This window comes from Streptomyces profundus, from assembly GCF_020740535.1.
GTDB lineage: Bacteria > Actinomycetota > Actinomycetes > Streptomycetales > Streptomycetaceae > Streptomyces > Streptomyces profundus.
In genome coordinates this window covers 5,234,096-5,250,078 of sequence record NZ_CP082362.1, presented here as the reverse complement: position 1 = coordinate 5,250,078, position 15,983 = coordinate 5,234,096, and the positions used below count along the sequence as shown (strand labels likewise).

The 15,983-nt window shown below is 74.2% G+C and carries 14 protein-coding genes, 1 other RNA gene and 1 riboswitch; of the genes, 7 read left to right on the top strand and 8 right to left on the bottom strand.

Features of this window, described 5'->3' with window-relative positions:
• Positions 1-116: 116 nt before the first annotated feature.
• The gene (locus K4G22_RS23230) at positions 117-1,589 is read right to left on the bottom strand and encodes a serine/threonine-protein kinase (protein ID WP_228084205.1); all 1,473 of its coding nucleotides are present in this window, start codon (positions 1,587-1,589) and stop codon (positions 117-119) included.
• Positions 1,590-1,799: 210 nt separating this feature from the next.
• Between K4G22_RS23230 and K4G22_RS23225 the strand changes: the two genes are divergently transcribed.
• Complete coding sequence (locus tag K4G22_RS23225) at positions 1,800-2,150, top strand: hypothetical protein (protein WP_228082280.1); 351 nt, start codon at positions 1,800-1,802, stop codon at positions 2,148-2,150.
• A 21-nt stretch (positions 2,151-2,171) separates the two neighbouring features.
• Here K4G22_RS23225 and rnpB read toward each other — a convergent pair.
• Positions 2,172-2,583, bottom strand: an RNA gene (gene rnpB, locus K4G22_RS23220) — RNase P RNA component class A.
• A 52-nt stretch (positions 2,584-2,635) separates the two neighbouring features.
• Here rnpB and yaaA point away from each other — a divergent pair.
• Complete coding sequence (yaaA, locus tag K4G22_RS23215) at positions 2,636-3,421, top strand: peroxide stress protein YaaA (RefSeq protein ID WP_228082279.1); 786 nt, start codon at positions 2,636-2,638, stop codon at positions 3,419-3,421.
• Here the strand turns inward: yaaA and K4G22_RS23210 are convergent.
• From K4G22_RS23210 to K4G22_RS23200, 3 genes are read right to left on the bottom strand one after another with little or no spacing between them, the layout of a single operon-like run.
• Positions 3,408-4,586 (bottom strand): bifunctional RNase H/acid phosphatase, encoded by a 1,179-nt coding sequence (locus K4G22_RS23210; RefSeq protein WP_228082278.1) that lies wholly within the window; start codon positions 4,584-4,586, stop codon positions 3,408-3,410. The genes yaaA and K4G22_RS23210 overlap by 14 nt on opposite strands.
• Positions 4,587-4,593: 7 nt before the next feature.
• Complete coding sequence (locus K4G22_RS23205) at positions 4,594-5,337, bottom strand: zinc ribbon domain-containing protein (RefSeq protein WP_228084204.1); 744 nt, start codon at positions 5,335-5,337, stop codon at positions 4,594-4,596.
• On the bottom strand, positions 5,334-6,179 hold the full coding sequence (locus K4G22_RS23200; protein WP_228082277.1) for a Nif3-like dinuclear metal center hexameric protein: 846 nt from the start codon (positions 6,177-6,179) through the stop codon (positions 5,334-5,336). The genes K4G22_RS23205 and K4G22_RS23200 overlap by 4 nt, the downstream gene beginning before the upstream one ends.
• Before the next feature lie 306 nt (positions 6,180-6,485).
• Between K4G22_RS23200 and K4G22_RS23195 the strand changes: the two genes are divergently transcribed.
• From K4G22_RS23195 to K4G22_RS23185, 3 genes are all read left to right on the top strand, one after another.
• Positions 6,486-7,802, top strand: a complete 1,317-nt coding sequence (locus K4G22_RS23195; protein WP_228082276.1) for a hypothetical protein — start codon at positions 6,486-6,488, stop codon at positions 7,800-7,802.
• Between the two features lie 211 nt (positions 7,803-8,013).
• Positions 8,014-8,616, top strand: a complete 603-nt coding sequence (locus K4G22_RS23190) for a class I SAM-dependent methyltransferase (RefSeq protein ID WP_228084203.1) — start codon at positions 8,014-8,016, stop codon at positions 8,614-8,616.
• A 177-nt stretch (positions 8,617-8,793) separates the two neighbouring features.
• On the top strand, positions 8,794-9,573 hold the full coding sequence (locus K4G22_RS23185) for a DUF5336 domain-containing protein (RefSeq protein WP_228082275.1): 780 nt from the start codon (positions 8,794-8,796) through the stop codon (positions 9,571-9,573).
• Positions 9,574-9,660: 87 nt separating this feature from the next.
• Here K4G22_RS23185 and K4G22_RS23180 read toward each other — a convergent pair whose 3' ends face one another.
• The 3 genes from K4G22_RS23180 to K4G22_RS23170 all read right to left on the bottom strand — a co-directional run bounded on the left by K4G22_RS23180 (position 9,661) and on the right by K4G22_RS23170 (position 12,869).
• Entirely contained in the window at positions 9,661-10,728 is a 1,068-nt protein-coding gene (locus K4G22_RS23180; RefSeq protein WP_228082274.1) for a prenyltransferase/squalene oxidase repeat-containing protein, read from the bottom strand.
• Complete coding sequence (locus K4G22_RS23175; protein ID WP_228082273.1) at positions 10,715-11,491, bottom strand: class I SAM-dependent methyltransferase; 777 nt, start codon at positions 11,489-11,491, stop codon at positions 10,715-10,717. The genes K4G22_RS23180 and K4G22_RS23175 overlap by 14 nt, the downstream gene beginning before the upstream one ends.
• A gap of 85 nt (positions 11,492-11,576) precedes the next feature.
• The gene (locus tag K4G22_RS23170) at positions 11,577-12,869 is read right to left on the bottom strand and encodes a glycosyltransferase family 4 protein (protein WP_228082272.1); all 1,293 of its coding nucleotides are present in this window, start codon (positions 12,867-12,869) and stop codon (positions 11,577-11,579) included.
• Positions 12,870-13,073: 204 nt separating this feature from the next.
• Positions 13,074-13,193: riboswitch (cobalamin riboswitch) on the top strand.
• 122 nt (positions 13,194-13,315) lie between these two features.
• Here K4G22_RS23170 and K4G22_RS23165 point away from each other — a divergent pair.
• Together K4G22_RS23165 and K4G22_RS23160 are read left to right on the top strand one after the other, a co-directional pair.
• A complete protein-coding gene (locus K4G22_RS23165) occupies positions 13,316-15,358 on the top strand; it encodes an SCO2321 family membrane protein (RefSeq protein ID WP_228082271.1) in 2,043 nt (680 codons plus the stop codon).
• A complete protein-coding gene (locus tag K4G22_RS23160; protein ID WP_228082270.1) occupies positions 15,355-15,981 on the top strand; it encodes an SCO2322 family protein in 627 nt (208 codons plus the stop codon). Before K4G22_RS23165 ends, K4G22_RS23160 begins: the two co-directional genes overlap by 4 nt.
• Positions 15,982-15,983: the final 2 nt, after the last annotated feature.

The window sequence follows — 15,983 nt, the reverse complement described above, 5'->3', positions numbered from 1 at the left end:
GAGACCAGGCAACCGAAGACCGGGTGCGCGGTCGCCCGGACCGGCCGGTCCGGGCACTACTCGATCTGCTCCCCACGCCTTGACAAGCCCGTTCCCGCGAACGCGGCCAGCCCCGGTCACTTTCCGCGTTTCTTCAACTGGCGCAGGTTCCAGTCGTAGCCCTCGCGCGCGTTCAGGGTGCGGGGGTGGTCGGAGCCGAGCACACGCTCATAGTCCGTGATGAGGTCGGCGAGCAGCCGGGACGCTTCCAATGGCTCTCCGGCGCGTCCGAGCGCGAAGGCGTGATTATGGCGGGCGGTCAGCGCATGGGGGTGGCTGAGGCCAAGCACACGCTCATAATCCGCGACGACGCCAGCCAGCAGCCGGGACGCTTCCCCATGCTCCCCCGCCCGCCCCAGCACATAGGCATGGAGACGGCGCGCGTGCAGGGTGTCGGAGTGGTCAGGACCCGACACGCGCGCGTAGTCCACAGCCAGCTCGGCCAACAGTCGCACCGCCTCCGTGTCTGCCCCCATGTCCCCCGTGTACCAGGCGTGGTTGTACCGGGCGCGCAGGGTGTCAGGATGGTCAGCCCCGAGAACACGCGCACGATCGGAAACAACCCCGGCCAAGAGCCGCGCCGCCTCAGCATGATCCCCCGCCTCGCCGGTGCGTAGCGCCTCTTCGAAGCGGCGGGTCAGCTCCCTCGGGGCGGGTGCTGTCGCGGTGGGGGCGTCATGGAACGGGGCCCGGGCCGCAGGCTGGGTGTACGGGGTGGTGGCCCGTTGTTGGATGAGGGTGGTCACGGCGATGGGCCACAGGGACCCGCCGGTAGGGCCTTCGTCAGGCGGGGCCCACTGCGAGGTGACCTGGTCCAACAGCTGAGGAAGGGTAGGCCGTTCATCGGGGTTCTTGGCCAGGCAGGCGGCGATCAGGTCGTGAAGTGGACCGTGGACGGCGTTCAGGTTCGGGTCCTGGTTGACGACGCGGTTCAGGATCGCCAAGAGCGCGCCCTGCCCGAAGGGTTCGGTGCCGCTGGCGGCATAGGCGAGGACCGCTCCGAGCGCGAAGATGTCGCTGGCCGGCCCGACGCGACCGCCCTCGGCTTGCTCCGGGGACATGAAACCAGGCGTGCCGATCACCATCCCGGTCCCCGTCAGCGAGGCGCCCTCCATCGTGCGGGCGATCCCGAAATCGATCACTCGCGGACCGTCTGCGGCCAGCAGCACGTTCGACGGCTTCAGATCCCGATGCAGCAGCCCCTTCACGTGGATGGCCTGCAACGCCTCGACCAACCCGGCCGCCAACCCCCACACCGCACCCTCCGGCAGCGAGCCGGCCCCGGCTACCGCCTCGGCCAGGTCCGGGCCGGGGATGTAGGCGGTCGCGATCCACGGCAAGTCATCGTCCGGCCCGGCAGCCACCACAGGAGCGGTGAACGCCCCACTGACCGCCTCGGCCGCCACCACCTCCCGGGCGAAACGAGCACGGAAATCCCGCTGACCCGCCAAGTGCGGATACACCACCTTCACCGCCACCAAACGGCCCCCCGGCGACCGGCCCAGGAACACCTCACCCATCCCACCGGCACCCAAGCGGCCCCGCAACACAAAACCACCCACCCGCGCTGGATCCCCCGCCCGCAACGGCTCCACTCTGCCCCTCCCCGTCACCGAACTCACTGCACTGAAGACGAGTTGACCGCCCCACCCACTACCCAACCACCGACACCCCGCCCCTGTCCCACACCCCGCGACACCCCGCATCTCGGCCCGCCTTCCGCAGCTGGGATGAGGCCAGCGCCCATAACCGAGTCGTGGGTGGACCCGGACATCGGGGGACGGCCGGTCCGCTTCCTCGCGGATCAGCTGAGTGTCTCCGGCGCCGCCCCCGACGAGGGGCTGCTGGTCACCAACCGGTTCGGGAGTCCGGTCCAGCGCAGCGATCTCAACCAGAGGTGGCACCGGGCCCTGCGGATCGCGGGACTGCCGGAGAGAACCCGTTTCCACGACCCCAAGACCGTGCAGGCGCTCTCCCGGCATGCGGAGTTCTCCGAGAGCTGGGACACCTACGCCCACCCGCCGACCGCGGTCGGTGGGGTCAACGTGACCGCGGTGATCCACTCAGGGGTTGCCCCCGGGGCGGGTGCGCGGCCGGCGCACCCGCTCTGACCAGGAAGAACGGTGAGGCGACGGACGAGGCGGCCTGTACGCCGGGTTCTGTGTGCCTGGGGGGCCGGGGCCCGCCAGGGTGGCGGTCATCCATCTAGGGGTGATGTCGCCATCACCCTCAAGCGGTCTACCCGTGAACTCGGGCGGGCAGCCCTCGGGCGTTCACGCGAGGCCGCTGGCGCGGCCCCTTCTTGACCTTGCTCCGGGTGGGGTTTACCGAGCCGCCCAGGTCACCCTGGGCGCTGGTGGTCTCTTACACCACCGTTTCACCCTTACCGGGTGCCGCTCGCGCGGCCCCGGCGGTTTGTTTTCTGTGGCACTGTCCCGTGGGTCACCCCAGGTAGGCGTTACCTACCACCCTGCCCTGTGGAGCCCGGACGTTCCTCGGTGGGTCTCCCAGTGGGAGCCCCAACGCGACCGCCCGGCCGGCTCGTCCGCCGTGCGGTCCACGATACCCCTTCGGAGGAGGACGTACGCTGCTGGTCATGTTGGTGCTGCTGCCGCCCTCGGAGGGCAAGGCCGGGGGGCTCAAGGGCCGTCCCGTCGCGTTGGAGTCGCTGTCGTTCCCCGGGTTGACGGAGGCCAGGGCGCGGGTGTTGGACGAGTTGGTCGCGCTGTGCTCGGGCGATGCGGAGAAGGCCAGGGAGGTCCTCGGGCTGAGCGCGGGGCAGGTCGGGGAGGTGGCGCGGAACGCCGCGCTGCGGAGCGCGCCGACCGGGCGGGTCTCCGCCGTGTACACCGGGGTGCTGTACGACGCGTTGGCCCTGGGCGGGTTGAGCGCGGCGGCGAAGCGGCGGGCGGCCGGCGCGTTGGTGGTCTTCTCCGGCCTCTGGGGCGCACTGCGGATCGGGGACCGCGTCCCGGCGTACCGCTGCTCGGCCGGGGTGCGGCTGCCAGGGGTGGGCGCTCTGGCCGGCCACTGGCGCGGCCCGCTGGCCGAGGCACTGCCCGAAGCGGCCGGCGGCGGCCCGGTGTTGGATCTGCGTTCGGCGGCCTACGCGGCGCTGTGGCGACCCACGGGCGAGGTGGGTGACCGCACGCTCACGGTGCGGGTGTTGCAGGAGCGGCTGGTCGGCGGGGTGCCGAAGCGCACCGTGGTCAGCCACTTCAACAAGGCGACCAAGGGCCGGCTGGTCCGGGATCTGCTGGAGGCCGGCCCGTTGCCGCGCGGCGCGGGCCGGGTGGCGGACGCGCTGCGCGACCTGGGCTACCGGGTGGAGCGCGACGAGGCCGCGCCCAGCCGTCTTGACGTGGTGGTCAGCGAGGTGTGAGCCCCAGGTGCGCGGTGTCGTTGAAGCGCCGCACCGTGGCGTTGCCGTCCGCGTAGTAGCCGACCTCGCTGAGCGCGGCCGGCGACAGCTCCATGCGGAACATCGCGGACGGCGGCGCGCCGAGGGCCAGCCGCACCAGGGTCTTGACCGGGGTGACATGCGTCACCGCGAGCACCGTGCGGCCCGGGAACCGGGCCAGCGTCTTGTCCCTGGCGACGGCCACCCGGCGGGCGACAGCGGCGAAGCTCTCGCCGCCGCCGGTGGGCGCCGCGTCCGCGCTGCTGAGCCAGGCGCGCAGGTCGGCCGGGTGGCGCTGCCCGATCTCCTCGAAGGTGAGCCCCTCCCAGCTGCCGAAGTCCGTCTCCCGCAGGCCAGGTTCGATCCGGACGTCCAGGCCGAGGCGCGCCGCGACGGCCTCGGCGGTCTGCCGGCAGCGCCGCAGGGGGGAGCTGACGACGGCGCCGATGCCGGCGCCGGTCAGCGCGCCGGCGGCCGAGGCGGCCTGTGCCTGCCCGGTGTCGGTCAGCTCGGGGTCGGGGCCGCCGCTGCCGGAGAAGCGCTTCTCGGCGGTGAACGGGGTCTCGCCGTGGCGCAGCAGCAGCAGGGTGGTGGGGGTGCCGGTCGAGGGGCCCCAACCGCGCGCCACCTCGGCCACCGGCGGCTCCGTCAAGGCCGGCGGCTCCTCCAGCGCCGGCCGCTCCCCCAACGCCGACGGCTCCAGCGTGGGCGGCCCGCTCGGCTGCCACTCCTCGCCGCGCCGGCCGGCGTCCATCGCCTCGTTGGCCAGCCGGTCGGCGTGCTTGTTGCGCTCCCTGGGCATCCACTCGAACCGCACGGCGCCGGCGGGGTAGATCTGCTGGGCCTCCATGGCCAGCGGGCGCATGTCCGGGTGTTTGATCTTCCAGCGGCCCGACATCTGCTCGACGACCAGCTTGGAGTCCATCCGCACCCGCACCCTGGCCTCGGGCGAGAGGGCGTAGGCGGCGCGCAGGCCGGCGATCAGCCCCCGGTACTCGGCGACGTTGTTGGTGGCCGTGCCGATGTAGGCGGCGGTCTCGGCCAGCACCTGGCCGGTGTCGGCGTCCTTGACCACCGCGCCGTAGCCGGCGGGGCCCGGGTTGCCCCGGGAGCCGCCGTCGGCTTCGACGAGCAACGCGCGGGTCATCGGCGGCTCACAGCCCCGACTCGGGGGTGCGCACCAGGATGCGACGGCAGTTCTCGCAGCGCACCACGGCGTTGGCCGGCGCGGCGCGGACGTCGTTCACCTCGGTGATGTTCAGCTCCAACCGGCAGCCCTCGCAGCGGCGTTGGTAGAGCCGGGCGGCGCCGATGCCGCCCTGCTGCTCGCGCAGCTTCTCGTAGAGCTTGAGGAGGTCGGCCGGGACCCCGGCGACGGCGGTGGAACGGTCGGCGCGGACGGTGGCGACCTCGGCGTCGATCTCCTGGGTGAGGCCGTCCCTGCGGGCCACGATCTCGCTGGCCTGGCTCTGCAACTCGTCGAGGCGGACGGCGAGTTCCTTAGCGCGGCCCTGGGCGGTCTCGTGCCGCTCCATGATCTCCAGGACGATGGTCTCCAGATCGTCCTGGCGCTTGGCCAGCGAGGTGATCTCGCTCTGTAGGCTCGCCAGGTCCTTGGGGTTGGTGACCAGGCCCGAGTCCAGCCGCTGTTGGTCCCTGACGGCGCGCTGGCGGACCTGGTCGACGTCCTGTTCGGCCTTGGTCTGCTCCCTGGCGGTGTCGCTCTCCTCGGTCTGGGCGGCCACCAGCAGATCGCGCTGCTGGACGAGCTGGCTCTCGACGGCGCGGATCTCCGCGTGTTCGGGGAGGTTGTCGCGCCGGTGGGAGAGCTGGGTCAGCCGGACGTCCAGGGCCTGGACGTCGAGGAGGCGGAGCTGGTCGGCGGGCTCGGCGTTCAGTTCGGGGCTCCTGAGGGGGACGAAGGGAGTTGGACGGTCCAGGGGTCCGTCACCAGGCGCGAGACCTCGGTGCGCAGGCCCCAGCCTTGCCGCTCCGAGGCGGCGTCGAGTTGGGCCGCGGCCTGCTGGCACCAGGGCCACTCGGTGGCCCAGTGCGCGGCGTCGAGCAGCGCGAGCGGGGAGTGTTCGCGTGCCTCGGACGCGGGGTGGTGCCGCAGGTCGGCGGTGAGGTAGGCGTCGACACCGGCGGCGCGCACCTCGGCGAACAGGCTGTCGCCCGAGCCGCCGCAGACGGCGACCGTGCGCACCTGGCGGCCCTGGTCACCGGCGACGCGGACGCCCTGCGCGGTGCTCGGCAGCCTGGCGGCGGCCAGCTCGGCGAGCGCGCCCAGCGTCAACGGGGCGTCCAGCTCGGTGAGTCGGCCCAGGCCGCGCCGGCCCGTGGGATCGTCGGGCGCGGGCACCAGCGGCCCGGTGACGCGCAGCCCGACGGCGTCGGCGAGCGCGTCGGAGACGCCGGGGTCGGCGCGGTCGGCGTTGGTGTGGGCGACATGGAGGGCGATGCCGTGCTTGATCAGGGTGTGCACCACGCGGCCCTTGAAGCTGTCGGCCGCGACCGTGGTGGTGCCGCGCAGATAGAGGGGGTGGTGGGTGACCAGCAGTTGGGCGCCCATGGCGACGGCCTCGTCGACGACCTCCTGGACCGGGTCGACCGCGAACAGCACCCGGGTGACCTCGGCGTCCGGATCGCCGCAGACCAGGCCCACGGCATCCCACTGCTCGGCCCAGGCGCGGGGCCATAGGCTGTCGAGCGTGGTGATCACATCGGAGAGTACGGGCACGGGCCCAGGCTACCTGCCCCCGGCCCTGGGGAAACCGTCCCCGGGACGTCGGGCCGCCGGGCGCTCCCGCGCCCCCGGGGTCAGCGGGCGTGGACGGCGTCCCCTCTTAAGCGTGAAGTCGAGCGTGCGGTGCGGATGGCTCGATCGCGCGGTCGGTGGGGCGAATCCGGCGGTGGTACGGCGGGAAGTCCGCGCGCTGGCCGGCCTTCTCCCCCTACCGTCGATGGTTCGCACGGTTTCGCCGTCGCCGTTCCCCGGTGCGGCGGGGCCGTGGATCGGACCACCCCTGACGGAGGTGAAAGGCACGTGACGGCTGGAGTCTTGGAGCCGGCGCCGTTGACGATCGCGGCCGACGGCTCCTACGCGGCCAGGCTGGTGTCGCGCGGCGGCGCGGGCTGGTGCCCGGAGCGGTGGACCCTGGACAGCCCGGAGCCGTACGCGGTGCTGCTGCCCGCCGACCAGCCCGAGGAGCCGGACAGCCCGCTGGTGCCGCTGGCCGACGGCCGGGTGCTGATCGGCCGCCGCACGGACGGGCGTTACCACTTCTCCCTGCTCTACCCGTCGGGGCCCGACACGGGGGAGCTGGCGCTCGGCGCGCTGGAGTGCGAGCGGTTGACGCTGCTGCCGCCGGCGCCCGACGGGGCGCGCGTGTACGCGTTGGCGCCGCAGTCGGGCGAGGCGGGTGGCACCGCGCTGTGGCTGGTGTGCGGGGGCGCGTTCGGGCCCGAGCTGGTCACGGTGCTGGCCGGGCGCTGCTCGGGCGGCGCGTGGCTGGACGGCGAGGGGCGGCTGCTGGCGCTGAACCGCGTGGACGCCTCGGGGCGCATCCGCGCGGTCACCGTGGACGTGGAACACGGCGGCGAGCCGACGGAGTTGCTCCGCATCGGTGAGGACAGCGACGACCGGCTGCTGTTGGCGGACTACGACAGCGGTCTGCTGCTGGTGCGTTCGGACGCGCCGGGTGGGGACCGGGTCGGCTGGGGGGTGTTGGGCAGCCACCGCCCGGTGCGGTTCCCCGAGCTGCTGCATCCGCGCGGGGTGCGGGTGACGCCGTTCGCGGTGCAGCCGGGGCAGGTGCTGATGCCGGAGCACTGCGCGGTGGCGCTGCGGCTGACGACGGCGGACGCCGACTGGGTGGCGGTGTGGCGGCCCCAGCAGCGCGAGTTGATCCATCTGCCGGCGCCGGAGGGTTGGTTGGCCGGCGTCGGCCGGTGGACGGTGGACGGGGATCTGCTGTTGCCCTACGCCACGGCGGCCACGCCGTGCGGGGTGGCGCGGACGCCGGTGCCGGCGCCCGGGACGCGCCCCGCGGTGCCGGAGCCGGCGCCCCGGCCGGTCGAGGCGGCGGCCGAGCTGCACGAACCGGCGAGGGGGAACGAGTCGCTGGCCCCCGCCTCGCCGGCCGACGGGGTGGAGCCCGCGCCCTGGGCCGGCGACACGGCGGACGTTCCCCGGGCGGACGGCCCCCCGGCGGACGTTCCCCGGGCGGAGCCCGAGGAGGCGGTGGGGCCGGCCAGGCTCTCCGCCTCCGGGCCGGCCGAGCCGCCGTCCCCGGGCGCGGCTCCGGCCGGGGTGACCAAGCCGGTTCCGCTGCAACAGGCCCCCCTGGCCCGCTCGTTGTGAGCCGGGGGCCGGGCCGTCGGTGAGCCGTCGGTGAGCCGTTGGTGAGCCGGGCCTGCCCGCCCGGCGACCCGGTTGGGGTCCGGGCGGGTGGATAGGGCAGCATGTGGGAGGCAGGCACAGGCATCCAGGGGGACAAGTGCGTGAGGACGAGGGCGGCTCGACCGCCCCCGAGCCGGAGGTACGCGCCGCCTTCGAGGCGGCGAAGGGCTTCATGCCCGTCGACGAGGGTCTCGCCCTGTACGCGAGCGCGGTCGAGGCGGCGGGGCTCGGGCTGCCGCTGCTGGAGATCGGCAGCTACTGCGGCCGTTCCACCCTGCTGCTGGCCGCCGCCGCGCGGACGGCCGGCACGGTCGCCGTCACGGTGGACCACCACCGGGGCAGCGAGGAGCAGCAGCCAGGTGAGGAGTACGCGGACCCGGAGTTGGCGGATCCCGACCGTCCAGGTCGGATGGACACGCTGCCGCTCTTCCGCCGTACGGTGGCCGCCGCGGGTCTTGAGGAGCATGTGGTGGCCCTGGTGGGCGCCTCCCCCACGGTCGCCGCCGCGCTCGGCGGGAACGGCGGCGGGAGGTTCGGTCTGGTCTTCGTCGATGGCGGCCACACCGACGCACACGCCCTGGCGGACTACGAGAGTTGGGTTCCCAGGCTCGCCGAGGGCGGGTTGCTCGTCATCCATGACGTGTTTCCCGACCCGGCGGACGGCGGGCAGGCCCCCTACCGCGTCTGGTTGCGGGCGTTGGAGAGCGGGGCCTTCGTCGAGGTGACCGCCAGGAACACCCTGCGCGTGCTCAGACGGGTGGGCCCCGGGCACTGAGCTGAGGAGGCCGTCGTCCACACAGTTGTGGACGATGTCACGACGACATCACAAGCGTGTCGCCTGGGAAACAGTGAACCCCTCCGCGACACCCGGGTCGGTGTTCATCCGTACGATGGGGCTCGCTCCGCCCGACCCGACCCGACCCAAGACGACGAGAACGACAAAGGATCTGATGTGAACAACCGCTCGCTCTCCCGAGGCGACGCAGGAGTTATCGGAGCAGCGGTCCTGCTCTTCATCTTCTCGTTCCTCGACGCTCGCAAGGCGGGCCCCTACAGTGACAACGGCTGGTCCAGCGATTTGTTCCCGCTGCTGCCCTCGCTGACGCTCGCCGGGCTGTTCGGCGCCGGCGCGATCGTGGGTTCCCGTTTCCTGCCCCCGGGCAAGGAGTTCCTGGGGCTGCGCCTGGACCAGTGGGGCATCGCGCTCGCGGTGACCTCGCCGTGGGCCGGGTTCTGGACGCTGGTCGGTGGCCCCGACGGCTATGACGCGGCGGTGGGCCTCATCATGGGCTTCATCTCCTCGCTGGTGCTGGCTGGCTTCGCCGCCGCCACCCCGGTGGTGCCGGCGCTCCAGGCGCCGTTGACCAGCTCCACCCCGTCCCAGCCCGGCCAGGTCGGCCAGCCGGGGCAGCCCTATGGCGCGGGCGTGCAGCAGCCCCAGCAGCCGCAGCAGGGCTACGGCTACCCCGGCGCCCAGCCGCAGGGTGGCTACCAGCAGCCGGGCGCCCCGGCCCAGGCGGCGGCCCCGGACCCGAACTTCCAGCCGTTCTGGTTCGCCGTGCCGGCGGCCAGGCCGCTGTACGGGGAGGACGGTTCGCCCGGCACGGTCGCCGAGTTGACCCCGGGCAACTGGTATCTGGCGGTCGAGCAGCGGGGCCAGACCCTGGTGGCGCAGACCCAGGACGGGCGGCGCGGCGTGCTCCAGGACACCTCGGGCATCCAGCGCGGCTGACGGCCGACGCCGACACCTGACGAACAGCGGCGGGCCCCGCCGGAGTCGAACCTCCGGCGGGGCCCGCCGTCCTGTGCCGAGGGTGCCCTAGCAGCAGTGCGGGTCGAGTCCTTCGGGGAGGGTGTCGCCGCCGAAGACGGTTCTGGTGGGCTGGTCGCCGGTGAGCGCGGCGACGGCCAACAGCACCGAGCCCGCCGTCCAGGTGGTGTGCTCGATCGGCCAGAACGCGTCGTCGGCATAGACGAAACCCGTCCAGTAACGACCGTCCTCGGTCCGTAGCCGACCGATCGAGCGCAGCACCTCGATCGCGCGCGGCTCGTCGCCGCAGGCCCACAGCGCCAGGGCGAGTTCGGCGCTCTCGCCACCCGTCACCCAGGGGTTCTCGCGCACACAGCGCACGCCGAACCCGGGCACCACGAACGTGTCCCACCGCTCGGCCAGCCGGGCGGCGGCGGCCTCGCCGCGCAGCGCCCCGGCCAGCACCGGGTAGTACCAGTCCATGGAGTAGCGGGACTTGTCGAGGAACAGCTCGGGATGGCGGCGCACCGCGTGCCCGAGCCGTCCGGTGGCCATCTCCCAGTCGGGCTGGGCCGCTCCCGCGAGGTCGGCCAGCGCCAGCGCGCAGCGCAGCGCCTGGTAGCCGGAGGCGGAGCCGGTGAGCAGCGCGTCCGGCACGGCCCGCCCGTCCGCCTCGCGCCGCCAGCCGAGTTGCCCGCCGTCCCGTTGGAGCCCCAGCACGAAGGCGACGGCCGCCCGCACCATCGGCCACATGCGGCGGCGGAACGTGTCGTCCCCCGTGCTCAGGTAGTGGTGCAGCACGCCGACCGCCGGGTAGGCGCAGAAGTTGCTCTCCTTGCCCAGGTCGGTGGGGCGCAGCGGATCGCCGTCGGCGTAGGCGGCGTACCAGGAGCCGTCCGGGTTCTGGTGCCGGGCGAGCCAGGCGTAGGCGGCGGCGGCCCGGTCGTGCTCGCCAGCGGTGTCCAGGGCCATGGCGGCCTCGACATGGTCCCAGGGGTCGAGATGGTGGCCCCTGAACCAGGGTATGGCGCCGTCCGGGCGCTGCACCCTGCCGATCCAGCGCGCGGTCTCCTCGGCCTGCGCCTCGGTCAGCACCCCGGGCAGCCCCAACCTGCCGGTGGACTCAGGACGTTCCACGGGCCCGCCCCTCGACGGCCGGCGCCGCCTGCGGCTTGGCGTGCGGCTTGGTGGGCGGCTTGGTGGCGTAGGCGACGAAACTCTTGCCCAGGACGGGGTTGAGCGCGGCCTCGGCGGCGCGGGTGGCCAGGGGCCGCTTCATCAGATCCCAGACCAACAGCTTGTGGTAGGCGCGCACCGGGAGCGCCCGGTCGTTGTCCACGCCCAGCGCGCACTTGAGCCACCAGTACGGCGCGTGCAGCGCGTGCGCGTGGTGGGTGCCGTAGGGACGCAGGCCCGCCTCGCGGAGCCGGCCGAGGAGTTCATCCGCCCGGTAGATCCGGATATGCCCGCCCTCCACCTGGTGGTAGGCGTCGCTCAGCGCCCAGCAGACGCGTTCCGGGCCGTATCTGGGTACCGTCACCGCGATCCGCCCGCCGGGCCGCAGCACCCGGACCGCCTCGGCCAGCAGGCCCTTGTCGTCGGGGATGTGCTCCATCACCTCGGAGACGATCAGCGCGTCGAAGCTGTCGTCGGGGAACGGCAGCGCCAGCGCGTCGCCCTCGACGGCGACGGCGCTGGCGCCGGCCGGTGCCTCGCCCGCGTCCCGCATCGCGGCCAACCAGCCGGCGACCTGCCGCACTTCGGCGCCGTCCTGGTCGAGGGCGACGACCCGCGCGCCGCGTCGGTAGCACTCGAAGGCGTGCCGACCTGCGCCACAGCCCAGGTCGAGGACGCGGTCGCCTGGGGCGAGTGGGAAGCGTGAGAAGTCCACGGTCAGCACGCGGTCAACCCTTTCTCTCGTCGGCCGGCCTGGGCCGGCGTCGGCCGGTGTTCGTCGAACGGGATGGTTGGCTGGACAGGTGCCCCTACGGTCGCCCGGAACGGCCGGGGCGGCCCCCGGCCGCGATCGCGGCCCGGTAGTGGGTGACGGTGGCGCGCGCCGTGTGTTCCCAGGTGAAGCGGGCGAGCACCCGTTCCGACGCCGCGGCGGCCAACCGTTCGCGCAGCGGTGCGTCCCCCAACAGCCGGCCGAGGGCCTCGGCCAGCGCGCCGGCGTCGCCCGGCGGCACGGCCAGACACGTCTCCCCGTCGGGCCCGGTGACCTCGGGGATCGCCCCGCCCGTGGTGGCGACCAACGGGGTGCCGGACGCCATCGCCTCGGCGGCCGGCAGGCAGAAGCCCTCGTAGAGGGAGGGGACGCAGGCGACTTGGGCGCTCCGCACCAGCGAGGCCAGCTCGGTGTCGCTGACACCCTTGACGAACTCGACGGCGCCGCCGAGCCCGAACCGCTCCAACGCGTCCCGCACCGGGCCCGACTCCGGACGGTTGCCCACCACCAGCAGATGCGTCTCGGGGCGTTCGGTGCGCAGCTTGGCCAGCGCCTCGACCAGGAACACCAGGCCCTTGAGCGGGGCGTCGGCGCTCGATGTGGTGATGATCCGGCCCGGCACCCGGGGCGTGGCGGGATCAGGGCGGAAGACCCGGGTGTCGGCGCCTATCGGCACCACCGAGACGCGGTCGGCCGGCACCGCGAAGTCCTCCACGATCTCCCGGCGCGAGGAGCCGGAGACGGTGAGCACGGCGGGCAGCCGCCGGGCGACCCGCCCCTGCATGCGGGTGAAGCCGTACCAGCGACGCAGCGCGTACCGGCGCCGGCGCCCCTCGGCCGCCGCCAGCTCAAGCCGGCGATCGACGGTGATGGGGTGGTGGATGGTGGTGACCAGCGGCAGGCCGAGGCGCCGGCTGCCCAACAGGCCGTAGCCCAGCGTCTGGTTGTCGTGCACCACATCGAACTCGCCGCGCCGCGCGGCGAGTTCGCGGCGGGCGCGGAGCGAGAAGGTGAGCGGCTCGGGGAAGCCGCCGGTCCACATGGTGGCGACCTCAAGGGCGTCGATCCAGTCCCGGTACTCCTTGCGCCCAGGGGTGCGGAACGGGTCCGGCTGCCGGTAGAGGTCCAGGCTGGGCAGCTTGCGCAGCTCGACGCCCGGATCCAGCTCGGGGTAGGGCTGGGCGCCGATCACCTCGACCCGGTGGCCGAGCGCGGCCAGCTCCCGGGAGAGATGCCGGACATAGACGCCCTGGCCGCCGCAGAAGGGGTTCCCCTTGTAACTGAGCAGCGCGATCCTGATCGGGCGATCCGCCCCGGCCTCCGCCGCCACACACGCTCCCTCGGTCTGCCGCCACCTACTCGCGGGTACGGACGAACACTACTCGCCGGGGGTCGGGTGGAATTGCGGCGGGTGGGGCGATTATCGCCCTCCGTCGACGCCCCGCACCAGGCGGCCTCGGGCCGCTCCGGGCTCCGCGCGGCCCCCGGGCCCCGAGCGGCCGGCGGAGGCGGGGAGCGGGGCCGTTAGAGTGAGCCCATCAGTTCACTCACGTGTGGGGAAATTCGGTGCGAATCCGACGCTGACCCGCAGCCGTGAGCGCGACGCCTCCGGCGCCGCGCGAGCCGGAACGCCCACCCGTGAAAGGCACTGGCTTCGGTCGTCGACTCGGCGACCGACACCGTCGAGGAGTACGGCGTCGCGCCCGGTGCCGCGTGACGCGTCGCGGCGTCATGGCGGTTGGCGTGCCGGCGACCGGCACAGCGAAAGGCTTCCGCGTGTTCATCCCCCGCACCTCGTTCAGGGGCGCGCCGCGCGGCGCCGCCGCCCCCGCGCGCGCCACCGGCCCGCGCGGTCGTGCGCGCCGGGCGCGCCTTTGCGCGCTCGCGCTCCCCGGCGCGGGCGCCCTGTTGCTCACCGCGCTGGCGCCGACCGCGCTCGCCGAGGACCCGGTGGCGCCGGCCCCGGCGGAAGCGCCCGAGGCCCTCTTCGGCGACGCCGACCCCAGCTACGACGGGGTGTGGCGGCAGTCCTACGCGCTGCTCGCCCAGCACACCTCGGGCTACACCCCGGCCGAGGAAGCGGTCGACTGGCTGGTCGGCCAGCAGTGCGCGGACGGCTCGTTCCTCGCCTTCCGGGCCGACCCGGGCGAGCCCTGCGCGGACGTCACCGCGTCCGAGTCCAACGCCACGGCGCTGGCCGTGCAGGCCCTGGCGGCCGTGGGCGGCCACGAGGACGCGGTGGACGCCGGCGTCGACTGGCTGACCGGCGTGCAGAACGAGGACGGCGGCTGGGGCTTCTCCCCCGGCGGCGCCAGCGACGCGAACTCAACCGCCGTGGTGGTCGGCGCGCTCGCCGCCGCCGGCGTCGACCCCAACGGGGTGGTGCGCGAGGGCAGTTCGGGCTACTCCGCGCTGGAAGGTCTCCAACTGGGCTGCGAGGCGCCCGAGGAGCAGCGCGGCGCGTTCGCCTGGCAGCCGGACGAGGAGTCCGGCCAGCTGTTCGCCAGCGACATGGCGACGGTGGACGCGGTGTTGGCGTCCTACGGCAGCGGGCTGCTCGTCGCCCCCGGGACCGCGAACACGCCCGTCACCCCGCTGGACTGCGCCGACGACGAGGCGGAGGCGGCGGCCGGGCCGGCCGGCGCCGCCCAACTGGTCGGCGCGCTGGAGCGGGGCGAGGGCCGGCTTGAGTCCACGCCCCCTGGCGGCGAGACCCAGCCGGACTTCGGCACCACGGCTCGCGCGGTGCTGGCCCTGTCGGCCGGCGGCCACCACGAGGAGGCCCAGGCCCCGCTGGAGTGGCTGCGCACCCACCACGCCGAGTGGGCCGACCACGCCACCAACCCGACGGCGCTCGGCCTGCTGGTGCTCGTCGCGCGGGCGACCGACACCTCGCCCACGGACTTCGGCGGCACCAACCTGCTGACCCTGCTGGCGGAACTCGGCCCCGACCCGGCCGAGACCCCCGCCGGCCACAAGGACGCGGCGGACAACGCCTCGGACGACGACGGCATGGGCCCCCTCCCCTGGATCATCGGCGCCGGCCTCCTCGCCGGCATCCTCATCGGCACCCTCCTCAGCTTCCGCCGCAAAGCGGCAGCCGCCGACGACGCGACAGCCTGCGAGGGCGACGGCCCCCGTCCGGCGAACGCCGAGGACGACGACGCGGCCGACGTGACCGACGGCGACAAGCCGACCGAGGCCGCCACGACGGGCAACGGCCCGGCTGACGACGCCAAGGCCACCGCGGCCAACACCGAAGACGGCGACGGCGACAACACCCGACCGGCGAACGCCGCCGTGGACGGCGACGAGCTCGCCACCGCGACCGACGGCGGCAACGGCAGCACCCGCCCGGCTGGCGCCGACGACCTGACGGACACCGAAGACGGCGAGGAGTCCGCCACTGCCGCCGGCAACGGCGGTCCGGCGAACGCCGAGGACGACGACGCCCGTTCGGTAACCACCGAGAACGGCGACGAACCGACAGCCACTGCCGCAACCGCCAGCGGCGCGGCCGAAGCGACCGACGGCGACAAGCCGACCGAGGCCGCCACGGCTGCCGCCGAAGGCGCCCGTCTGGCGAACGCCGAGGACAACGACGAGCCCACCACCACTACCGGCGACGGCCCCGCCGACGCCGGCGAGGCGGACGCCGCCGAAGGCGCCGTGGACGGCGACGACGAGCCGCCCGCCACCGCCGGCAAGGCGAACGGCGAGGCGGACGCCGGCGACAGCCCGGGCGGCAGTGGCGGGCGGAGTCAGCCGGACCCCGGAAACGGCGGCGAGAGTCAGCCGGACCCCGGAAACGGGCGGTGAGCAGGGGCCTGGCGCGTCTGCTGGTGGGCCTGTCGTTCGCCCTCGGGGCGCTGGGGGCAGCGCCCAGCGCCACCGCCGAGGAGCAGGCGTACCGCTACTGGTCGTTCTGGACCTGGGAGCCGGACGCGTCGGAGTGGGTGTACGCCGACCAGGGGCCGGGGACGCTGCGGCCGGCGGACGGGGCCGTGGTCGGGTTCAGGTTCGGGGTCAGCGGCGAGGCCGGGGACAGGAAGGCGCCGCGTGGGGAGACCGATGCGGCGCTGGTCTGCGACCCGGCGGCCGAGGAGCCGGCCGTCGTGCTCGTGCTCGACTTCGGCAGCGAGACGGACGCGCCCGGGGAGGCGACGCCGCCGGCGGCCCGCGCCGAGTGCGTGGAGCTGCCGTCGGGGGCGACGGTCGCCGAGTTGCTGGCCGAGGCGGCGCCGCCGCTCCGGTACGACCAGGCGGGGCTGCTCTGCGGCATCGCCGGCTATCCGGAGCGTGGCTGCGGCGAGGCGGTGGCCGAAGCCGACGAGGGTTCGGGGGACGGGAGTTCGGCCACCGCCCCGCTGCTGGTCGGGGTGGGGCTGGTGGCGCTGCTGGGGACCGCTGCCCTGGTACGGGCCCGACGCCGCCGGGGTTGACC